A 20,562-nucleotide genomic window follows, 5' to 3' on the forward strand; every position below is an offset into this window, starting at 1 on the left:
TGGGCGGCCGTGTACGGCGCCGGCCTGCACCCGAGGCGAGGTGCCGATCGACGAGCGTGCACCGATTCTCAAGCGGTATCTGGCGACGGTCCCCGGAGCCCGGCCGCATCTCCCCGTCGACCGGCACGCGCCCCTGTCCGAGTTCGCGGCAATCGCGGCACGGTACCCCGCGTTCCGTATCCAGACGGCACCCGTGAGTTGACTGGCGCGGACCTCGCTGTGCCCGACGGGAGTCCCGCCGGGCACAGCTCGGGTGTCAGCCCTTGATGTACGGCTTGCCGTCGGCGGCCGGTGCCCGGACCCGCCCGACCAGCCCGGCGACCGCCAGGATGGTCGCCAGGTACGGCAGCATGGCCAGGAACTGGCTGGGGATGACGCTGTTGATCGCCCCCAGGTAGGTGGCGAGCTGGTCGGCGAAGCCGAAGAAGAGTGCGGCGAGCAGAGCGCCGGTCGGGTTCCACCGGCCGAAGATGAGCGCGGCCAGGGCGATGAAGCCCTTACCGCCGATCATGTTCTTGGTGAACGAGTAGAGCGCCAGCGTGTAGGACGCCCCGCCGATGCCGGCGACCACGCCGGCCAGCAGCACGTTGCGGTAGCGGACCCGCAGCACCTTGACGCCGAGCGTGTCTGCGGCGATCGGGTGCTCGCCGACCGAGCGGGTCCGCAGCCCCCACCGGGTGCGGAACAGCCCGATGTGGATCACCAGGACCAGGAGCAGCCCGAGGTAGAGGAAGATGTTGCCGCGGAACAACGCCGGCCCGAGTACCGGGATGTCCTTCAGCAGCGGGATCTCCCAGTTGCTGAAGCGGGGCGCGCTGTTGTACTTCGCGGCGTCGGTCTGCATCAGCCGCTCGTAGAGGAAGCCGGTGACGCCGACGGCCAGCAGGTTCAGCACGATGCCCATGACGACCTGGTCGACCAGGTAGCGGATGGCGAAGACGGCCAGCAGCAGCGAGATGAACGCGCCGCCGATGGCGGCGGCGACCAGGCCCACCCACACGCTGCCGGAGATGCTGCCGAACAGGGCCCCGCTGAACGCGCCCATCAGCAGCTGGCCCTCGATGGCCACGTTGACCACGCCGGACCGTTCACAGAGCACCCCGGCGAGCGCGCCGAAGATCAGCGGCAGGGCCAGGATGAACGTGCCCCGGATGATGTTGACCAGCGGCATGAAGTTCTGCCCGGTCGGCGCGGCGGAGACCTGCCAGCAGAGGAACGACAGCACGAAGGCGACCAGCCCGACGCCGAGCACGGGAAGGAACCACCGCTTCGGCACCCCGGCGAGCAGCGCCGCGCCGGCGGCGATCGTGATGATCCCGAACAGGATCGCCCCGATCGTGCCGTTGATCTCCAACGCGGTGCCGGCCGCGTCGTCGCTGAGCGTGAACCGGGCCTGCTGGTCGGTGGCGAGCGCGCCGAAGAGCACCGCGGACAGCAGGCCGAGCGCCAGCAGCGTGAGACCGACCTTCCGGCTGCGGGTCCAGAAGCCCTCGTCGACCGGGGCGACCGCGATGTCGGGGACAGCCATGGTGGACATGAGTTACCAGCCCTTCGCCAGGCTCGTCTGCAACCGGGCGGCGCGCGCGGCCCGGAGCTGGAAGATCGCCTTCACCAGGGCCGGTGCGGCGATGAAGATGACGATCAGCGCCTGGAGCACGGTCACCAGCTCCAGCGAGATCCCGGAGTACGACTGCATCCGGTTACCACCGGCCTGCAGCGCACCGAACAACAGCGCGGCCAGCAGCACACCCCAGGGCTTCACCCGCCCGAGCAGCGCCACCAGGATGCCGTCGAAGCCGATCTGCGCGACCACCAGCGGGGTCAACGCGCTGGCGGTGGAGCCGAGCACCATGTTCGAGCCGCCGAGGCCGGCCAGGATTCCGGCGAAGACCATGATCAGGATGTACGTCCGGGTGACGCTGATGCCGGCGGTCCGGGCGGCGTCCGGGTTGGCACCGACCGCGCGCAGCTCGAAGCCGAGCGTCGAGCGGTTGAGCAGCCAGGCGACCGCCCAGGTGGCCAGCACGGCGAGCAGGATGCCGGCGTGCACCCGCAGGTTGTCGCCGAGCAGTCGGGGCAGCTGGGCGGAGCTGTCCACCGCCTTGCTGATCGCGTCGGTACGGTTCGGGTCCTGCACGCCGTTCTGCACGATCAACCAGGTGAGGAAGTACGTGGCGACGTAGTTGAGCATGATCGTGTTGATCACCTCGTGTGCTCCGGCACGGGCCTTGAGGATGCCGGGGATGAAACCCCAGATCGCTCCGCCCAGCGCGCCGGCCAGCACCGCCACCAGCAGGTGCAGGCCGGGCGGCAGCGGCAGCAGGAAGCCGGCCAGCGCCGCCATGATCACGCCGATGGTGGCCTGGCCCTGGGCGCCGATGTTGAACAGGCCGCCCCGGAAGGCCAGCGCCACCGACAGACCGGTGAAGACCAGCGGCGCCGCGTAGGTCAGCGTCTCCGAGATCGGCGCGAGCACCGCCTGCCAACCGTTGGCGCCGTTCAACCAGCCGGAGAACGCCTCGGGGTCGAAGATCGAACCCTTGAACAGGTTCGCGTACGCCTCGCTGACGAGCGTCCAACTGGAGTTGATCGCGTCGGACGGGCGGGAGGTGATGTACGAGTAGGTGGAGAGCACGTCGGGATCAGAGATGATCATCAGGACCGCGCCGACCACGATCGCCAGCACCAACGACAGCAGGGTCACCGTGAAGGTGTTGGCCGCCCAGAGGTTGTCCAGGAACAACCGGCCCAGGCTCGGCTTCGGCTCCGGCTCCGGGCCCGGCTTCGCCACCGAGCGGTCCGGCTCGGTCGCCACCTCGGCCCGTTCGGTGTTGCCGAGCGCGTTCTGCGCGGCCTGCGCCTCGCTCGCCGGCTCCTTGTCCGGGGAGCCCGACTGCGGGTTGGGGTTGGTCATGCCTCGTCCTCGCTCGCGGAGCCTGCGTCGCTCGCCGGGCTCCCATCTGCCACGCCGGGACTGTCGGCGGTCGTCGCGCCGGGCTTGTCGGCGGCGGGTGCTGCGATCGCGTCGTGGGCCGCGTCTGGGCTGATGCCGGCCATCAGCAGACCGATCTCCTCACGCGGGGTGTCCGGGCCGACGATGCCGATGATCCGGCCGCGGTACATCACCGCGATCCGGTCGGCCAACCCGATCACCTCGTCGAGTTCGCTGGAGACCACCAGAACGGCGGTGCCGATGTCTCGTTCGCGGATGACCTGGCTGTGGATGAACTCGATCGATCCGACGTCGACACCGCGGGTCGGCTGGGCGGCGATGAAGAGCTTCAGCGGCCGGGACAGCTCCCGGGCCACGATCACCTTCTGCTGATTGCCTCCGGAGAGGGTGCCCACCGCCGCCTCGGCCGATGAGGTACGAACGTCGAACTGCTCGATCCGCTCCTTCGCGGAGGCGGCGATCGCGTCCGGCTTCAGCGCGAGCCCGGCACCGAACGGCGGCCGGTCGTAGATGTCCAGCACCAGGTTCTCCGCGACAGTGAACTCCTTGATCAGGCCGTCCACGCTGCGGTCCTCGGGCACGTAACCGACGCCCGCCCGGAGCACCTTCTTGGGCTTCCAGCCGTTGATCCGGTCGCCGGCCAGGCTGATCGTGCCGGCGAGCGCCGGGCGCAGGCCCATGATCGCCTCGATCAGCTCGGTCTGACCGTTGCCCTGTACGCCCGCCACGCCGAGCACCTCGCCCGCGCGCACGGTCAGGTCGACGCCGTCGACCGCGCGGATCTGCCGGTCGTCGTCGACGACGAGCCCGGCCACCTCCAGCACCGGCTCGCCCGGAGTGGCGGGGGTCTTGTCCACGGTGAGCCGGACGTTGCGCCCGACCATCAACGCGGCCAGCTCGTCCCGGCTGGCCTCCGGCGAGGCGGTGCCGACGGTCTTTCCGCGTCGGATCACGGTGATCCGGTCGGCGATGGCCTTGACCTCGCCGAGCTTGTGGGTGATGAAGACGATCGACTTGCCGGCCGCCTTGAGCGACCGCATGACCGTCAGCAACTCCTCGGTCTCCTGGGGGGTGAGCACAGCGGTCGGCTCGTCCAGGATGAGCAGGTCGACGTCGCGGGTGAGCGCCTTGACGATCTCGACGCGTTGCTGGATGCCGACCGGCAAATCCTCGATCACCGCGTCCGGGTCGACCCGCAGGTTGTAGCGCTCGGACACCTCGGTGACCTCGCGCCGGGCCCGCCGCCGGTCCAGGAAGCCGGCGATGCCGCCCCTGATCTGCTCGGCGCCGAGCATGATGTTTTCGGTGACGGTGAAGACCGGCACCAGCATGAAGTGCTGGTGCACCATGCCGATCCCGGCCCCGATCGCGTCGGACGGGCCCTTCAGCTTCAGCGGCTTGCCGTCGACCAGAATCTCGCCCTCGTCGGGCTGGTAGAGCCCGTAGAGCACGTTCATCAGGGTCGACTTGCCCGCGCCGTTCTCGCCGAGGAGGGCGTGAATCTCTCCAGGCTCCACCGTCAGGTCGATGTGATCGTTGGCGACCAGATCACCGAACCGCTTGGTGATGCCGCGCAGTTCGAGTCTCAGCGCAACCTCCTGGAGTGCGAGCGATGGTGCAGCCTAGCTGCCGTCGTACCGGCCGGACCGGACCGGCCGCCGTGGTGCGCGATCGGCCGCTCCGACCCCGCGGGGTATCCGCAGAGCCGGAGCGGCCGATCGGGTCCTACCTGTCCCCGCCGGCCTCCCGATGATCTCACCGGAGCGGCCGGCCGGTTGTCACTTGGTCGGCTGGGCCTTCGAGGTGACGGTGATGGTGCCAGCGGCGATGTCCGCCTTGATCTTGTCGACCTCGGCCTTCAGCTCGGCCGGAACCTTGCTGTCGAAGTCGTGGTACGGGGCGATCGAGACACCAGTGTTGGCCAGGGTGCCGACGAAGCCCGGCTTGGGCTCCAGCTTCTCGCCACCGGCGGCCTTCACCACGGCCTCCTTGACGGCTTCCGGGATGTTCTTGACCACGGTGGTCACGATCGCGGAGCAGTCCGGGGTGCTCTCGCAGCCGTCGACGTCCACCCAGATGGTGCTGTACTTGCCACCCGACGCCTTGGCCGCGGCGGTGGTGCCGAGGCCGGAGCCGCCGGCGACCGGCATGATGATGTCCGCGCCCTGGGCGACCAGCGCGTCGGAGACCTTCTTGCCCTCGTCCTGCTTGTCGAAGGCGTTGGAGAAGGAGCCCTTCTGGGTCTCCTTGTTCCAGCCCAGGGCCTGGACGTTCTTGCCCTTCGTGGTGTTGAAGTACTTCACACCGTCGACGAAACCGTCCATGAAGATGGTCACCGGCGGGATCGGCACGGCACCGTAGGTGCCGACCTTGCCGCTCTTGCTCATCCCGGCGGCCAGGTAGCCGGCCTGGAACGCGGCCTGGGCGGTGTCGAACTGCATCGGGTAGACGTTGGCGTCACCCGGGTTCGCGTCGACGATGCCGAACTGCTGGTTCGGGTTCGCCTTCGCGATCTTCGAGGTGGCGTCGCCCATCAGGCCGCCGACCGCCAGGATGAAGTCGCACTTCTGGTTGACGTACTGCGTCAGGTTCGGCTCGTAGTCAGCCTCGGCCTTCGACGCGACGTACTTGATGTCGATGTTGTCGTTGGCGGCCTTGGCCTCCTGCAGGCCCTTCCAGGCCGAAGCGTTGAACGACTTGTCGTCGATGCCGCCGACGTCGGTCACCATGCAGGCGCTGAACTTCTTGGCGCCACTGCCGGCGTTGTTGTCATCCTTGGGCGCCTCGCCACAAGCGGCGGCGGTGAGCGCGAGCCCACCCACCGCGAAGATCGAGGCGATCCGCATCCCACGCACCGAACGCAAGACGTCTCCTTCCCATTGCACACCGCGCCTTGTGCGGTGGCAGCCCATCAGCCGACCTGCGGGTGTGCCGCCGGCTGTCCCACGTTACGGACGGGAGCGTACGCCCGCGTCCACCCACCGGCCGACAATCGTGCACGACTGTTGAGCGCCTGTTACCCGGGTGTAACCCTTGCGTGGGGCAAGTCACTCTTCGTGCTGGTAACCGAGCGCCATGGCGTCCGCAACGTCCGTTTTTCTGGAGGCGTTTTTCTCCTCGGACGTTACCGCCAAAAGACGGCGACCGCCGCGTTGACCAGGGTCAGACCGACGATCACGAGGAAATGACCGCGGTTGACCACGTCCCGCTTCCGGGAGAAGAAGACCATGACGAAGATCAGCAGCGCGATCACCAACTTCGTCACAAGTTTTGCCGGTGCCGGCTCGTCGCCGTCGCGCAGCGGCGCGGAGAGGCCGAGCCCGGTCAGCAACTGGATCACCGCGCCCCACAGCATGGCCTGGTTGATCCGGAGCCGACCGCTGACGTACTGGGCGATCGAGCCACCGAGCAGCAGGGCGAACCCGATCAGATGGACGTAGAGAAGGATGAGTCGGAGTGCTTCCACGCCGCCCATCCTCCCCTATCAACGACACTTTGTAGTAGTGGGGTGGCCGGTCGGCGCGTCCAGGCCGCCCGGCCACGGTCGACGACCTATCCCTTCACGGCGCCGGAGGTGAGGCCGGAGACGATGTACCGCTGGAGGAACTGGAAGACCAGCACCGTCGGGATCGCGGTCAGCAGGGTGCCGGCCGCGAAGATCCCGAAGTTGGTGTTCCGCTCGCCGCCCTGCAACATGCCCCGCATGCCGACCGCGAGGGTCTTGGCGTCCGTGTCGGTGAGGAAGACGCTCGCCATCAGGAACTCGTTGATGGTGTTGATGAAGGCGAGCAGCCCGGTCACCGCGAGGATCGGCGCCACCAACGGCAGCATGATCCGGAAGAAGACCTGGGCGTGTGAGGCGCCGTCCACGGTGGCCGACTCGTCCAGCTCCCGGGGCAGGGTGTCGAAGAAGCCCTTCATCAGCCAGGTGTTCACGCCCAGCGCGCCACCCAGGTAGAGCAGCAACAGACCCCACGGGGTGTTGAAGCCGATGGCCGGCCACAGGTCGGTGATCGTGCCGAAGATCAGGAAGATCGCAACGATCGCCAGGAACTGCGGGAACATCTGGATCAACAGCAGTGACAGCAACCCCACCCGTCGCCCCTGAAACCGCATCCGGGAGAAGGCGTACGCCGCGAGCGCGGAGAGAAAGACCGAGGCGAACGCGGCCCCACCGGCGATGAGCAGTGAGTTCAGGAACCAGTCAGCGAACTCGGTGCGCGCGAACAGGTTCCCGAAGTTCTCCAACGACACCCCGCCGGTCGGCACCAACTCGGTGGACGACAGGGTGCCGAGCGGATTGAGCGCCGCCGAGACGACGAACACGAGCGGAAAGAGACTGAACAGCACGCCGAGCAGGCCGACCAGGTGCCGCCAGCCGACCTCGGCGAACCATCGCTTCTTACGCCTGCCCGCGTTGCGGTCGACCGTCGCCGGGCCGTTCGCGCCGCCCGTGACGGCGGCGCCGGTGAGCATGGTCATGAATACACCTCCTCCTGTTGGCGGGTCCGCCGGAAGCTGACCGCCGACACCACCGCGACGATGGCGAAGATGAACAGCGAGATGGCCGCGGCGAAGCCGAACTGTGCCGCCTGCCCACCGAACGCCAGCCGGTAGGTGTAGGTGATCAGCAGGTCGGTGGCGCCGTTGCTGGGGTTGTCCGCCGGGAATGGCGCGCCCTCGGTGGTCAGGTAGATCGCGTTGAAGTTGTTGAAGTTGAACGCGAACGACGAGATCAGCAGCGGCGAGAGCGCAACCAGCAGCAGCGGCAGGGTGACGGCCCGGAACGACTGCCAGCGCGACGCCCCGTCGACCGAGGTGGCCTCGGTCAACTCCCGTGGGATGGCCTGTAGTGCGCCGGTGGCCACCAGGAACATGTACGGGTAGCCGAGCCAGAGCTGCACCAGGATCACCGCGGCGCGGGCCGACCAGTCCTGCCCGAACCAGTCGACGCTGAACCCGAACAGATTGTTGATCAGCCCGAAGTCGGTGTTGAACATGTCCCGCCAGACCAGCAGCATCGCGAAGGACGGCATGGCGTACGGCAGGATCAGCAACATCCGGTAGAGGTTGGTGCCCCGCATTCGGGGCGAGTGCAGCGCCAGGGCGATCACCATGCCGAGGATGAACGTGCCGCCGGTGGAGCCGATGGCGAAGGCGAAGTTCCAGATCAGCGTGCCGAGGAACGGCCCGGAGATCCGCTCGTCGGTGAGCACCCGGGTGAAGTTGGACAGCCCGACGTTCACCTTCCAACCCTGGGCCAGCCGTTCGCCGTCGGCGGCGACGAACGCGCCGACCTCGCCGTCCGCGGTCCAGGTCTTGCCGCTGTCGCTGTCCTTGACGCAGTCGCAGCCCGCGTCGTAGGCCCGGACGGCCTTGCCCTCGTACGCCCGGGACAGGCCGGACGAACGCAGCGCGCCTCCGGCCGTCGGCACCACCAGGTCCGTGATGTCCTTGCTGCGGGCGCTGGCCTGGCCGAAGTTCAGCACGGTGTAGCCGTCGGCCGCGGTGACCTTCCCGCCGGGGCCGACGGTGGCCGCGCCGGGATCGAGCGGGCGAAGGCCCCGGGCGTCGCCGACGGAGACCGTGTCGGTTCCTGGCTTGGTGATCAGGAAGACCAGGGCACCGGTGGCCGGGTCGCCCTTGGTGGCGACCGACAACGGGTACTGGGTGGACCCCGGGACCTGCTTCACCGAGGAGCTCTGGATCGCGACGATCGCGTCGTCCTTGCTGCCGCGGTGGCCGTCGCCGAAGTTGGTGAAGGCCGTGCTCGCGGTGTAGAGCACCGGCACGACCTGGAAGGCGATCAGGAAGAGCGTGCCGGGGATGAGGTACTTCGCCGGGACGTGCCGGCGGCCCAGGTACAGATAGAACAGTGCGGCGGTGGTCAGCACCAGCACCGCCAGCCCGACCCACTTCTCGGCCGCCACCAGCGGGAAGGCCGCCCAGATCGCGATCCCGGCCACCAGGCCGAGCAGGATCACCTTCGCGGCGAGGCCGGTCGCGGTGATCGGCGCGTGGTTCCGCGCGGTACGGGTGGTGCGCGGGGACCCGGTGCGGACGGGCCCCCGGCCCGGGGCCTGCTGGGCAGGCCCCGGGCCGGACAGCGGTGTGCTCATTACTTGATCGAACCGGCGATCGTCTTGCCGGCTGCGGTAACCGTGCTGGTCGGGTCGGCGCCGCCGATGACGGCGGCCTCGGCCTTGCCGAACGGGTCCCAGATCGCGGCCATGGCCGGGATGGCCGGGAGCACCTGACCGTTCTTGCCGGCCTCGATGAACTTGGCCAGGTCCGGGTCGCTGCTCTTGACCTGGTCAAGCGCGGCGGTCAGCGCCGGCGGGCGCGGGTCGGCCTGGTAGAGCGCCACGGCCAGCTCCGGCGTGGTGACGTAGTTGGCGACGAACTCCTGGGCGAGAGCCTTGTTCTTGCCCTTGGCCGCCACGTAGAAGGACTGGACGCCCACGAACGGCGCGGCCGCCTTGCCGCCGGCGAAGCCGGGAACGGCGGAGACGTCGTACTTGATGCCGGCCTTCTTCACGTCGGCGGTGGCCCACGGCCCGGAGACCAGGAACGCGCACTTCTTGCCGGTGAAGGTGGCGGTCGAGTTGGTGTCGGCGATCGAGCGCTTCAGCACGCCCTCGCCCTTCTCGCCGAGCGCGGCGATCTTCTTGAACGCGGCGATCGACTCCGGCTTGCCCACGCCCAGGTCCTTCGGGTCGTAGTCGCCGTTCGCGGTGGTGCCGAAGAGGTAACCGCCGGCCGAGGTGTACAGCGGGTAGATGTGGTACGCGTCGCCCTTCTGGCCGACCTGGAGGCAGAGCGTCTCGGTGACCTTCTTCTGCGCCTTGAGCTGCTTGCCGGTGGCGACCAGGTCCTCGATCGTCTTCGGTGCCTCGGGGGCCAGTTCGGTGTTGCGGATCAGCGCCAGGTTCTCCTGGGCATAGGGCACGCCGTAGAGCTGGCCGTTGAACGTGACGGCCTTGACGGCGGTCTCGTTGAAGGCGGCCTTCTGCTGGTCGGACAGCTGCACCGGGTCGATGGCACCGTTCTGGACCAGGTTGCCGATCCAGTCGTGCGCGCCGATCACCACGTCCGGGCCGCCGCCCTGGCTCGACACGGTCACGAAGTTGTTCTGAAGGTCCTCGTTCGGGACGGCCTGGACCTCGACGGTGACGCCGTTCTCCTGGCCGAACTTCTCGACGAACGGCTTGAGGGCGGCGGTCCGCTTGTCGTCCGCCCAGATCACCAGTTTGCCGCCGGTGGCCTTGGGGGTGTCCTTCGCGGCCGGCTCGTCGCTGTCGCCACCGCAGCCTGAGGCGGCGAGCGCCAGGGCGAAAAGGGCGACCACACCCGCGGTACGGATGCGCATCGGTGCTCCTGTCGTCATGGCGGGTCCGCCGGGGGAAGGGCGGCCCGCCAGTGGAAACCTCTGGAAGTTCTTGCCAACCGGCGCAGGGATGCTGCGCCGCTGCTCTCGCATGTTGCGGGGACGTTAGCAAGACGTTGCAAGTAATGGAAGGGCTTGCAGAGGACCCCGCAAGAACTTGCCGGTGGGCTAAAGTGCCGCCATGCGCGCTCGACTGTCCGACATCGCCCAGCAGGCCGAAGTCAGCGAGGCCACGGTGTCGCGGGTGCTCAACGACCGCCCCGGCGTGGCCCCGGAGACCCGGCAGGCCGTCCTCACCGCCCTCGACGTGCTCGGGTACGAGCGCCCGGCCCGGCTGCGTAAGCGCAGCGCCGGGCTGGTCGGCCTGGTGGTGCCGGAGCTGGACAACCCGATCTTCCCCGCCTTCGCCCAGGTCATCGAGTCCACCCTGGCGCAGAGCGGGTTCACCCCGGTGCTCTGCACCCAGACCGCCGGAGGCGTGACCGAGGACGAGTACGTGGAGATGCTGCTGGACCGGCAGGTCTCCGGGATCGTCTTCGTCTCCGGCCTGCACGCCGACACCGCCGCCAACCACGACCGCTACCGGGCGCTGCTCGCCCGGCCGTTGCCGGTCGTGATGATCAACGGGTACGTGCCCGGCATCGGCGCGCCCTTCGTCTCCTGCGACGACCGGGAGGCGGCCGAGCTGGCCGTCGCGCACCTGGTCGCCCTCGGGCACCGGCGGATCGGCCTGATCACCGGCCCGGACCGGTTCGTCCCGGTGCAGCGCAAGGTGGCCGGCTGGCGCTCCGCGATGACACGGCTGGCCGGGGTCGCCGAGGCCGACCTGGGCCCACTCGCCGAGCTGTCACTGTTCGGAGTGGAGGGTGGCGAGGCGGCGGCCGGTCGGCTGCTGGACCGGGGCGTCACCGGTGTGGTCTGCGGCTCCGACCTGATGGCGCTCGGCGCGATCCGGGCCGCCCGCCAACGCGGCCTCGACGTCCCCGAGGGCCTCTCCGTGGTCGGCTACGACGACTCCCCGCTGATGGCCTTCACCGACCCGCCGCTGACCACCATGCGGCAACCGGTCACCGCGATGGCGGTGGCCGCCGTCCGCGCGCTGGTGGACGAGATCAACGGACACGGCGCCCCGCACTCGGAGTACCTGTTCCGCCCGGAGCTGGTGGTGCGCGGCTCCACCGCTGTCGCGCCGAGTGCCGCACGCCTTTCTTACGCAAGATCTGCTTGACTCTTGCAGCAGCGGGCCGGCATATTGCTCGAATGATCAGCCCCACCACCCCGCCGCACGCCACCGACGACGACTGGTGGCGGTCCGCGGTCGTCTATCAGGTGTACGTCCGCAGCTTCGCCGACAGCGACGGCGACGGCACCGGCGACCTCCAGGGCATCCGGCAGCGCCTGCCGTACCTGCGCGACCTCGGGGTGGACGCGCTCTGGCTGACCCCCTTCTACACCTCGCCGATGATCGACGGCGGGTACGACGTGGCCGACTACCGGGACGTCGACCCGATGTTCGGCACCCTCGCCGACTTCGACGCGATGATCACCGACGCGCACGCCCTTGGCCTGCGGATCATCGTCGACCTGGTGCCCAACCACACCTCCAGCGCGCACCGCTGGTTCACCGCGGCGCTCGCCGCCGGCCCTGGCTCTCCGGAGCGGGCCCGCTACCTCTTCGCCGACGGTCAGGGCGCGCACGGCGAGTTGCCCCCGAACGACTGGGAGAGCATCTTCGGCGGCCCCGCCTGGACCCGGGTCGCTGACGGTCAGTGGTATCTGCACCTGTTCGACCCGTCGCAGCCGGACCTGAACTGGCGTCACCCGGAGGTCCGCGCCGAGTTCGAGGACGTGCTGCGGTTCTGGCTGGACCGGGGCGTCGACGGATTCCGGATCGACGTGGCGCACGGCATGATCAAGGCGGAAGGGCTGCCGGACGTCGGCTTCAGCTCGATGACCACCGGCCAGCGCCAGGTCGAACTGCTCGGCAAGGGTCGCCTGCCGTACTTCGACCAGGACGAGGTGCACGAGATCTACCGCGCCTGGCGACCCATCCTGGACAGCTACCCGGGCGGCCGGATGGCGGTCGCCGAGGCGTGGGCCGAGACGCCACAGCGCCTGGCCCGCTACATCGGCCCGGACGAGTTGCATCAGGCGTTCAGCTTCGACTTCCTCGACGCCACCTGGTCGGCCGACTCGTTCCGCAAGGTGATCGACACCGCGTTGGCCGAGGCGACAGTCGTCGGAGCGCCGACCACCTGGGTGCTGTCCAACCACGACAAGCAGCGACACGTTACCCGCTACGGCGACGGTGCCGAAGGGCTGCGCCGGGCCCGCGCCGCCAGTCTGCTGATGCTCGCCCTACCCGGCTGCGCCTACCTCTACCAGGGCGAGGAGTTGGGCCTGCCGGAGGTCCTCGACCTCCCCGACGAGCTGCGCCAGGATCCGGCGTTCCTGCGCACCGGCGAGAGCCGCGACGGCTGCCGGGTGCCCATCCCGTGGAGCGGCGAGTTGGCCCCGTACGGCTTCGGGCCGGCCGGCAGCGAACTGAGCTGGCTCCCCGCCCCGGCGCTCTGGCAGGCGCTGTCCGTCACGGCGCAGACCGACGTGCCCGGCTCGACCCTGGAGCTGTACCGGACCGCGCTGCGGATCCGCCACGTTCATCCCGCGCTCGCCCTCGACGCCGGCGGGGTCACCTGGCGGGAGAGCGAGCCGGGCGTGCTGGCCTTCTCCCGCACCTCCGGCGCGACCGTGCTGACCTGCGTGGTCAACCTCAGCGGCGCGCCGGTCCTGATCGACGGGTACGGTCAGCCGCTCGTCGCCAGCGACGAGCTCACCGAACAGGGCTCCGGCCAGCTGCTGCCAATTGACGCGGCAGTCTGGTTGGAACGGCGCTGAACGGGTAACTCGTTCTCGACCTGGTCGTTCGTCGTGCCCCGCGCCGACGGGCGACTGGGCTACCGGCCCCTTGTGGTGGGGGGTGAGGTGCCACCGGCGCCGCGCGGAGTCCGCTCCGCGTGGCGCCGGTGTCCGTGTGCCGCCGATGGTTAGATCCGTAGATGGCGGGGGTACCGGATCGGGCACCGCGTGCTGGACCGCGCGCCGACCCGCTGACGTCTCACTTCGCGGTGAGCAAGGCCGCGATCCGGGTGAAGCCAGCGCGTACCTCCGCCTCGTCCGGCGGTTCGGCGGGCTCACCGTGGCCGGCCTCGTCGGCTGCCGCGTCCAACTCCTCGTCGATCACGTCCTCGAAGTCCCCGTACAGGTCGGCCCCCTCCACCTGGCGGGCCTCGTCCTCGGCGGCGACCTGCGCGGCGGCGATCTCGCTGCGGATCTCGTCGGCGGACAGCGCCGGCAGCAAAGGCTCCACCACGGCCATCAACTGCTCCTCGGCCACCACCGCCTCGGCCAGGGCCAACGCGTGCGGTCGCTCGTACGGCCCACAGACCACCGGCTCCCACTCGTCGAGATCACCGAGCGGACCGAAAGTGATGATCCATGGCAGGCCGAGGAGGGGTGAGTCCGCCGGCAGGTCCAGTGTCATGAGTGCGCCCACCGGCTCATCATGGTCCGCGAACGCGAGCCACGACGCCGTTCTGCTCGGTTATCGCCCGTCCGACGGTCGATCAGCGGCCGGTCAGCCGGGGCGGACCGCGTCCAGGGCGGCGCGGACCAGGGCGAGCGCGGTGGCCGGCGGCACGCCGAGCCGGGCCGCCTCCGCCGCGTAGCCGGCCGCCGCCCGTTGCAACCTGTCGACGGCGTCGTCCCGTCCGGGGGCGACGAAGGTGCCGTTGCGCCCCCGGGTCTCCAACAGCCCGGCCGCCTCCAGCTCCCGGTAGGCGCGGGCCACCGTGTTCGCGGCCAACCGCAGGTCGGCGGCGAGCTGCCGCACGGTGGGCAGTCGGCTGCCCACCGGCAACCGGCCGTCGCCGATCAGCTCGGCGAGCTGCACGCGCACCTGCTCGTACGGGGGCACCGACGAGTCCGGGTCGACCGAGATCAGCACCTGTACGCCTTCCGTCATCAGCCCGCACCGCCCGGCGTACCGGGGTCGATGCCCTCGTCGACGCCCTTCGGCGGGGCGGGGGCCTCCGCCAGGTCCACCACTCGGCCGTTGTTGCTGGTCGCCAGGAGCGCCGCGCCGAACAGCACCAACTGGTTGAGCAGGTAGAGGTAGAGCAGCAGACCGACGGCGCCGGCCACCACTGTGTACGCCGGGTTCCGCTCGGTCCGCACCACGTAGTACCGCCCGACGGTGTTCAGCAGCGTGATGCCGACCGCCACCAGCAACACCACCGGGCGCAGCCGGGAGCGGCTCATCCGCAGCCGGGGCACGGCCAGCAGCAACGCGGTGGCGAGCACGGTGTTGACCAGCACGCTGAGCACCGCGCTGATGGTGGTCAGACCCACCGACCCGGTGCTGCGCAGCAGGAAACGCAGCAGCGACTCCAACGCGTCCACCGCCGCGACCGAGACGCCGAGCAGCACGAAGACGCCGATCATCACGCCCAGGTCGACGAGCCGCCGCACCACCAGATTGCCCGGCTGCTGGTTGAGCTGGTACATCAACCGCTGCGAGGAGCGGATGGCCTCGACCCAACCGATCCCGGTGAAGACCAGGATGACCAGGCCGACCACACCGACGGTGCCGCTGGAGTTGGCGATCTGCTCGGCGTCCAGGAACGGCAGATTCTCCTTGAGGAAGTCGGCCGCCGCCGCGCTGACCTCGTCGTTGTCCTCCAGGATCGCGCCGAAGATGGAGAACGCCACCAGGGCGAGGGCGAACACGGCGAAGAAGCCGTAGTAGGCGATGGCGGCGGCCAACCGGCCGGCCAGCACCTCGCCGTACAGCACGCCGGCCCGCCACACATGATCAAAGAGCCCCGACCGGTGGCGCGCGGCGCTCACCCAGCGGTCGATGCCCGCCTCGATCCGGCCGATCACGTTCACGCGATCATCCTCGCCGATCTCCCACCGCTGTAGGGGCAACCGGCTTCCGATGCTCGCCGGCCGGCGCGTCGCCGGCGCTTCAGTCGCCGAGGCAGAAGTCGCGACGCGGCTGCCACCTGGCCTGCCCGCTGTGCGAGAAGAGGGTGAACCCGTCGACCTCGAACATCGCGGAGAAGTCGGCCAGATCCTCGTACACCTTGTCCAGGGCCTCCGGTGCCACGTCCTGAGCCACTGTGACGTGCGGATGGTACGGGAACCGGAGCTCGCGGTGCAGGCCCGGCGCCGCGGCGATGGCCGCGGCCAGCAGCTCGCACTCACTGATCCCGGCGGCCACCGCGACGAACACCACCTGGGTGACCGGACGGAACGTGCCGGTGCCCCTCAGGTGCAGCGTGAACGGCAGGTGCGCGGCGGCGACGGCGGCCAGGTGCCGCTCGACCGCCGGCAGGTTGGCCGTCCGGATCTCGGTGGGCCCGAGCAACGTCACGTGCGCGGGCACCGCCAGCGGATCGCCGGCCTCGACCCGCCGCCGGGTGAGCAGGGCACCCCACGGCTCGGGGATGTCCACCGCGATGCCGATCTGGATGGTGTCGCCGGTCGGCGGCATCCCGCCACTGCGATCCACGCTTCGCGCCGCCCCTCCGACCACCGAGCCGTCCACCTGTACCGCGGAGCTACTCGCCGCGTACGGGCGGGAAGAACCCGACCCGCTCGTACGCGGACCGCAGGGTCGTCGCGGCCACCGCACGGGCCTTCTCCGCGCCGGCTGCGAGCAGCTTGTCCAGCTGCGCCGGATCGTCGAGGTAGCCGCGGGTGCGCTCCTGGATCGGCCGGACGAAGTCCGTCACCACCTCGGCCAGCTCCTTCTTCAGATCGCCGTAGCCACGGCCCGCGTACGCGGCCACCAGCTCGTCGATGCTGCGGCCGCTGAGCGCCGAGTAAATGGTCAACAGGTTGGACACGCCCGGCTTGGTCTCGGCGTCGAAGACGATCTCCCGACCGGTGTCGGTCACCGCCGAACGGATCTTCTTCGCGGACCGGGCCGGATCGTCGAGCAGATCGATGATGCCGGCCGGCGAGGACGACGACTTCGACATCTTCGCGGTCGGGTCCTGCAGGTCGGTGATCTTGGCAGTGTCCTTGACGATGTGCGGCGCGGGCACTGTGAAGGTCGCGCCGAACAGCGAGTTGAAGCGCTGGGCCAGATCCCGGGAGAGCTCCAGGTGCTGGCGCTGGTCCTCGCCGACCGGGACCGCGTTGGCCTGGTAGAGCAGGATGTCGGCGGCCTGGAGAACCGGATAGGTGAACAGCCCGACGCTGGCCCGCTCGTTGCCCTGCTTCTGCGACTTGTCCTTGAACTGGGTCATCCGGCTGGCCTCGCCGAAGCCGGTGATGCAGCCGAGCACCCAGGCCAGCTGCGGGTGCTCGGGCACCTGCGACTGGACGAACAGGGTGCTGCGTTCCGGGTCGAGCCCGACCGCGAAGAGCTGGGCCGCGGCCACCCGCGTCCGCTGGCGCAGCAGCGCCGGATCATGCCCCGCGGTGATGGCGTGCAGGTCCACCACGCAGTAGAACGCGTCGTGGGTGTCCTGTAGCGCCACCCAGTGCCGCACCGCGCCGAGATAGTTGCCGAGGTGGAACGAGTCGGCTGTCGGCTGGATGCCGGAGAAGACGCGGGGCCGGGCGGGAACGTCGGACATGGCGATAATTCTGTCAGCAAGCAACCCGGTCCGTCATGACGGGCCGGCGGGTCGGCTCCGGCCCGCCGGTGCCGGGGTGTTGACCTCGCGTGGTTCGCCCGCGCCGACCCGGCGCGTCGGACCGACCGATACCCGGCGGTGCTGCCCCGTCACCGCCTCCCGGGCCGGCTCGGGGCCGCCAGCCGAGGCCGGCGCGGCGTCGTACTGGCGGCGCCGCCCGGTGCCCGGCTCGGTGCTCTGCTCGCGCCCCGACCCGGTGCTCGGCTCACGGTGCTGCTCGGTGCTCTGCTCGCGGTGCTGCTCGGTGCTCTGCTCGCGGTGCTGCTCGGTGCGGGCGGCGGAGACGGCGAGTCGGGCCACCCGGCGGCCGTCCAAGGTGAGCACCCGCAGCAGCCAGCCGGCCGGCAGCTCGGCCGGATCGGGCGCGCCGACCTCGGCGGGCTCACCCGGCACCGGCACCTCGTCGCCGGTCACCGGAAGCCGGCCCAGCGCGGCCATGACGAACCCGCCCACCGTCTCGTACGGTCCGGCGGGTAGTGCCACCCCGGTCCGCTCGGCGAAGTCAGCGAGGTTGAGGCGGCCGTCCACCACGGCGGGCAGGCCGGCGTGCACCGGGTCCGGGGTGGCGTCGTACTCGTCGTGGATCTCACCGATCAACTCCTCGATGAGGTCCTCCAGGGTGACGATCCCGGCCGTGCCGCCGTACTCGTCGACCACCACCGCGAGGTGCTGACCCTCCCGGCGCATCTCGGTCAGCGCGGCGAGCACCCGTTTGCTGCCCGGGAGCCGCTTCACCTCCCGGGCCAACTCGCCGACGGTGACGCACGGGTCGGCGTCCGGGCGCAGCAGTACGTCACGGAGGTGCACGAAGCCGACCACGTCGTCGTGCGTGCCGTCGGTGACCGGGTAACGGGTGTGCGTTTCGGCGCGGACCAGTCGGGCGGCTTCGACGATGCTCAGCCGCGCCGGGAGGAAGACCACCTCGGTGCGCGGCATCATCACTTCGCGGATCAGACTGGCACCGGCCACCAGGACCTCGTCGATGATCCGCCGCTCGTCCGGGTCGAGCACCGTGTTCGCCGCGACCAGGTCCCGCAGATCGGCCTCGGAGATGTGCTCCCGGCCGGCCGTCGGACCGGTGCCGAGCAGATCGGTGACGAGTCGGGTGGCGCCATCCGCGGCGCGAACCAGCACCCGGGCGACGGCCCGGGCGAGCGGGCCAGGGTCGCGGCGGGGGTGTGCCCGCGCGTGTCGCCGGAGCCCGGTACGGGCCGCTTCCCGCATGACAGAGATGGTAGACACCGTGGGCCCACCGCACCGGGGATCAGGCGGAGCGGCGCACAGATGTTCGGCTCTGTTTAATCGTGAGAGATTATGATGGAATGGGTTGACGGTGGCGACGGCGAGAGCGCCGGCCACCGCCCTAGTGTGATCACCGAAGGGCCACGTCCCGGGCGGGCCAGGCAGGAGGCAACGACGTGAAACTGCTCGTCACCGGGGGCGCCGGCTTCATCGGGAGCGTGGTGACCCGGATGCTGCTGGACGCGGGTCACCAGGTGGTCATCCTGGACGACCTGCGCACCGGCCACCGCGAGGCCCTCGCCCCGGACGCCACCCACGTGGAGGCGTCCATCCACGACGCCGCCCAGGTCGTCACCCCGGACGCCGGGTTCGACGGAGTGCTGCACTTCGCCGCCCTGATCGCCGCCGGCGAGTCGATGGTCAAGCCGGAGCTGTACTGGCACAACAACACCATCGGCACGCTCGCCCTGATCGACGCGGTCCGGGCCGCCGGCGTGCCGCGGATGGTCTTCTCCTCCACCGCCGCCGTCTACGGCAACCCCACCGAGCTGCCCATCACCGAAAACGCGGTCAAGGCACCCACCAACACGTACGGCGCCACCAAACTCGCCGTCGACATGGCACTCACCTCCGAGGCGATCGCGCACGGGCTGGCCGCCGTGTCGCTGCGCTACTTCAACGTGGCCGGCGCCCACCTCGACGGCGACATCACGCTCGGCGAGCGGCACGACCCGGAGACGCACCTGATCCCGATCGCGCTGGACGTCGCCGCCGGCCGGCGGGAGAAGCTCCAGCTCTTCGGGGACGACTACCCCACCGTGGACGGCACCTGCGTCCGTGACTACATCCATGTCGCCGACCTGGCCCGCGCGCATCTGCTGGCGCTGGACGCGGCCACCGGCGGTCAGCACCGGATCTACAACCTGGGCAACGGCAACGGCTTCACCAACCGGCAGGTCGTCGACGTGGTCCGCGAGGTCACCGGGCACCAACTGCCCGTCGAGGTCGCGCCGCGCCGCGAGGGCGACCCGGCCGAGTTGGTGGCATCGTCCGCACTGGCCCGCGACGAGTTGGGCTGGGTGCCGCAGAAGCCGACCCTGCACGACATGGTCGGGGATGCCTGGGCGTTCTACCGCACGCACGTCCTGGGGCAGTCATGACCCACCCGAGCGGTGCCGTCGCCGAGCGGGCTGCGGCCGGCTTCTCCGCGCAGTTCGGTGCCGAGGCTGCCGGCCGCTGGGCGGCCCCTGGGCGGGTCAACCTGATCGGTGAGCACACCGACTACAACGAAGGCTTCGTGCTGCCGTTCGCGCTGCCGATGCGCACCGTCGTCGCGGCCGACCGGCAGGACGGGGAGCACTGGACGGCCTGGTCCGAGCTCTCCGGCGAGGCGATCACCTTCGGCGCGGACGACGTCGCCGAGCCGGGTCGGGTCACCGGCTGGGGCGCGTACGTCGCGGGTGTGGTCTGGGCGCTGCGCGAGGCCGGTCACCCGGTGCCGGGCGCCCGGCTGGCGATCGCCTCCGACGTGCCGCTGGGCGCCGGGCTCTCCTCCTCGGCCGCGCTGGAGTCGGCCGTGCTGGCTGCCCTGCTCGACCTCGGCGAACTGGAGCTCGCCCCGGAACTGCAACCCCGGCTGGCGCAACGGGCGGAGAACGTCTACGTGGGCGCGCCGACCGGGATCATGGACCAGTCCGCGGCCATCCGTTGCCGCGCCGGGCACGCACTCTTCCTGGACTGTCGCGACGAGTCGGTCGAGCACATCCCGTTCGACCTGGACGCCGACGGGCTGGCTGTGCTGGTCATCGACAGCCGGGCACCGCACCGCCACGCCGACGGGGAGTACGCGGCCCGCCGTCGCTCCTGCGAGGCCGGGGCCAGTGCGCTCGGTGTCACCGCCCTGCGCGACGTGGGCATCGACCAACTCGACGCCGCACTGGCGCGGCTCGACGACGAGGAGACCCGGCGACGGGTCCGGCACGTGGTGACCGAGGACCAGCGCGTACTGGACACGGTGGCGCTGCTCCGCGCCGCCCGGGTCCGCGACATCGGCCCGCTGCTGACCGCCTCCCACGTCTCGATGCGCGACGACTTCGAGATCACCGTGCCGGAGATCGACACCGCGGTCGAGGCAGCGTTGGCGGCCGGCGCGCTGGGCGCTCGTATGACCGGCGGTGGCTTCGGCGGCTGCGTGCTCGCGCTGATCGAGGCCGACCGTGCCGACGCGGTAGCCGCCGCCGTGACCGACGCGTACGCGCAACGAGGTTTCACCG

General features: G+C 70.1%; 17 protein-coding genes and 1 pseudogene. 4 read left to right on the top strand and 14 right to left on the bottom strand.

The genetic code is table 11. The features are described 5' to 3' along the window. Positions 1-256 precede the first annotated feature (256 nt). The 8 genes from DLJ58_RS13575 to DLJ58_RS13610 all read right to left on the bottom strand — a co-directional run bounded on the left by DLJ58_RS13575 (position 257) and on the right by DLJ58_RS13610 (position 10,322). Positions 257-1,537, bottom strand: a complete 1,281-nt coding sequence (locus DLJ58_RS13575; RefSeq protein WP_124856386.1) for an ABC transporter permease — start codon at positions 1,535-1,537, stop codon at positions 257-259. A gap of 3 nt (positions 1,538-1,540) precedes the next feature. Next, positions 1,541-2,914: an ABC transporter permease gene (locus DLJ58_RS13580; RefSeq protein WP_124856388.1), complete on the bottom strand. Its 1,374-nt coding sequence runs from the start codon at positions 2,912-2,914 to the stop codon at positions 1,541-1,543. Next, positions 2,911-4,542 (bottom strand): ABC transporter ATP-binding protein, encoded by a 1,632-nt coding sequence (locus DLJ58_RS13585; protein WP_124856390.1) that lies wholly within the window; start codon positions 4,540-4,542, stop codon positions 2,911-2,913. Before DLJ58_RS13585 ends, DLJ58_RS13580 begins: the two co-directional genes overlap by 4 nt. A 189-nt stretch (positions 4,543-4,731) precedes the next feature. Further along, positions 4,732-5,799 (bottom strand): BMP family lipoprotein, encoded by a 1,068-nt coding sequence (locus DLJ58_RS13590; protein WP_124856412.1) that lies wholly within the window; start codon positions 5,797-5,799, stop codon positions 4,732-4,734. 278 nt (positions 5,800-6,077) lie between these two features. Continuing rightward, on the bottom strand, positions 6,078-6,419 hold the full coding sequence (locus DLJ58_RS13595; protein ID WP_124856392.1) for a hypothetical protein: 342 nt from the start codon (positions 6,417-6,419) through the stop codon (positions 6,078-6,080). Positions 6,420-6,505: 86 nt separating this feature from the next. Further along, a complete protein-coding gene (locus tag DLJ58_RS13600; protein WP_124856394.1) occupies positions 6,506-7,435 on the bottom strand; it encodes a sugar ABC transporter permease in 930 nt (309 codons plus the stop codon). Next, positions 7,432-9,072 (bottom strand): ABC transporter permease subunit, encoded by a 1,641-nt coding sequence (locus tag DLJ58_RS13605; protein ID WP_124856396.1) that lies wholly within the window; start codon positions 9,070-9,072, stop codon positions 7,432-7,434. The genes DLJ58_RS13600 and DLJ58_RS13605 overlap by 4 nt, the downstream gene beginning before the upstream one ends. After that, on the bottom strand, positions 9,072-10,322 hold the full coding sequence (locus DLJ58_RS13610; protein WP_124856398.1) for a sugar ABC transporter substrate-binding protein: 1,251 nt from the start codon (positions 10,320-10,322) through the stop codon (positions 9,072-9,074). Before DLJ58_RS13610 ends, DLJ58_RS13605 begins: the two co-directional genes overlap by 1 nt. Positions 10,323-10,521: 199 nt before the next feature. On the opposite strand from DLJ58_RS13610, the gene DLJ58_RS13615 reads away from it, so the two are divergent. Both DLJ58_RS13615 and DLJ58_RS13620 read left to right on the top strand, forming a co-directional pair. Then, a complete protein-coding gene (locus DLJ58_RS13615; RefSeq protein WP_124856400.1) occupies positions 10,522-11,568 on the top strand; it encodes a LacI family DNA-binding transcriptional regulator in 1,047 nt (348 codons plus the stop codon). A gap of 32 nt (positions 11,569-11,600) precedes the next feature. Then, on the top strand, positions 11,601-13,235 hold the full coding sequence (locus DLJ58_RS13620) for a glycoside hydrolase family 13 protein (RefSeq protein WP_124856402.1): 1,635 nt from the start codon (positions 11,601-11,603) through the stop codon (positions 13,233-13,235). 220 nt (positions 13,236-13,455) lie between these two features. On the opposite strand, the gene DLJ58_RS13625 is transcribed toward DLJ58_RS13620, so the two are convergent. From DLJ58_RS13625 to DLJ58_RS13650, 6 genes and pseudogenes are all read right to left on the bottom strand, one after another. Further along, the gene (locus DLJ58_RS13625; RefSeq protein WP_091394593.1) at positions 13,456-13,893 is read right to left on the bottom strand and encodes a hypothetical protein; all 438 of its coding nucleotides are present in this window, start codon (positions 13,891-13,893) and stop codon (positions 13,456-13,458) included. An 81-nt stretch (positions 13,894-13,974) separates the two neighbouring features. Next, positions 13,975-14,361 (bottom strand): GntR family transcriptional regulator, encoded by a 387-nt coding sequence (locus DLJ58_RS13630; RefSeq protein ID WP_124856404.1) that lies wholly within the window; start codon positions 14,359-14,361, stop codon positions 13,975-13,977. Then, on the bottom strand, positions 14,361-15,287 hold the full coding sequence (locus tag DLJ58_RS13635; protein WP_124856406.1) for a YihY/virulence factor BrkB family protein: 927 nt from the start codon (positions 15,285-15,287) through the stop codon (positions 14,361-14,363). The genes DLJ58_RS13630 and DLJ58_RS13635 overlap by 1 nt, the downstream gene beginning before the upstream one ends. Before the next feature lie 79 nt (positions 15,288-15,366). Next, positions 15,367-15,894: a 2'-5' RNA ligase family protein gene (locus tag DLJ58_RS13640; RefSeq protein ID WP_124856414.1), complete on the bottom strand. Its 528-nt coding sequence runs from the start codon at positions 15,892-15,894 to the stop codon at positions 15,367-15,369. Positions 15,895-15,961: 67 nt separating this feature from the next. Beyond that, complete coding sequence (trpS, locus tag DLJ58_RS13645) at positions 15,962-16,987, bottom strand: tryptophan--tRNA ligase (protein ID WP_112581632.1); 1,026 nt, start codon at positions 16,985-16,987, stop codon at positions 15,962-15,964. 309 nt (positions 16,988-17,296) lie between these two features. Then, positions 17,297-18,271 (bottom strand): annotated as a pseudogene (locus tag DLJ58_RS13650) (hemolysin family protein); the annotation flags it as partial. 194 nt (positions 18,272-18,465) lie between these two features. Here DLJ58_RS13650 and galE point away from each other — a divergent pair. Together galE and galK are read left to right on the top strand one after the other, a co-directional pair. Beyond that, entirely contained in the window at positions 18,466-19,449 is a 984-nt protein-coding gene (gene galE, locus DLJ58_RS13655) for a UDP-glucose 4-epimerase GalE (RefSeq protein ID WP_124856408.1), read from the top strand. Then, positions 19,446-20,562 (top strand): galactokinase (gene galK, locus DLJ58_RS13660; RefSeq protein ID WP_124856410.1); only part of this gene is annotated, 1,117 nt, incomplete at its 3' end. The genes galE and galK, both read left to right, overlap by 4 nt.

Source organism: Micromonospora arida, assembly GCF_003857035.1.
Lineage (GTDB): Bacteria > Actinomycetota > Actinomycetes > Mycobacteriales > Micromonosporaceae > Micromonospora > Micromonospora arida.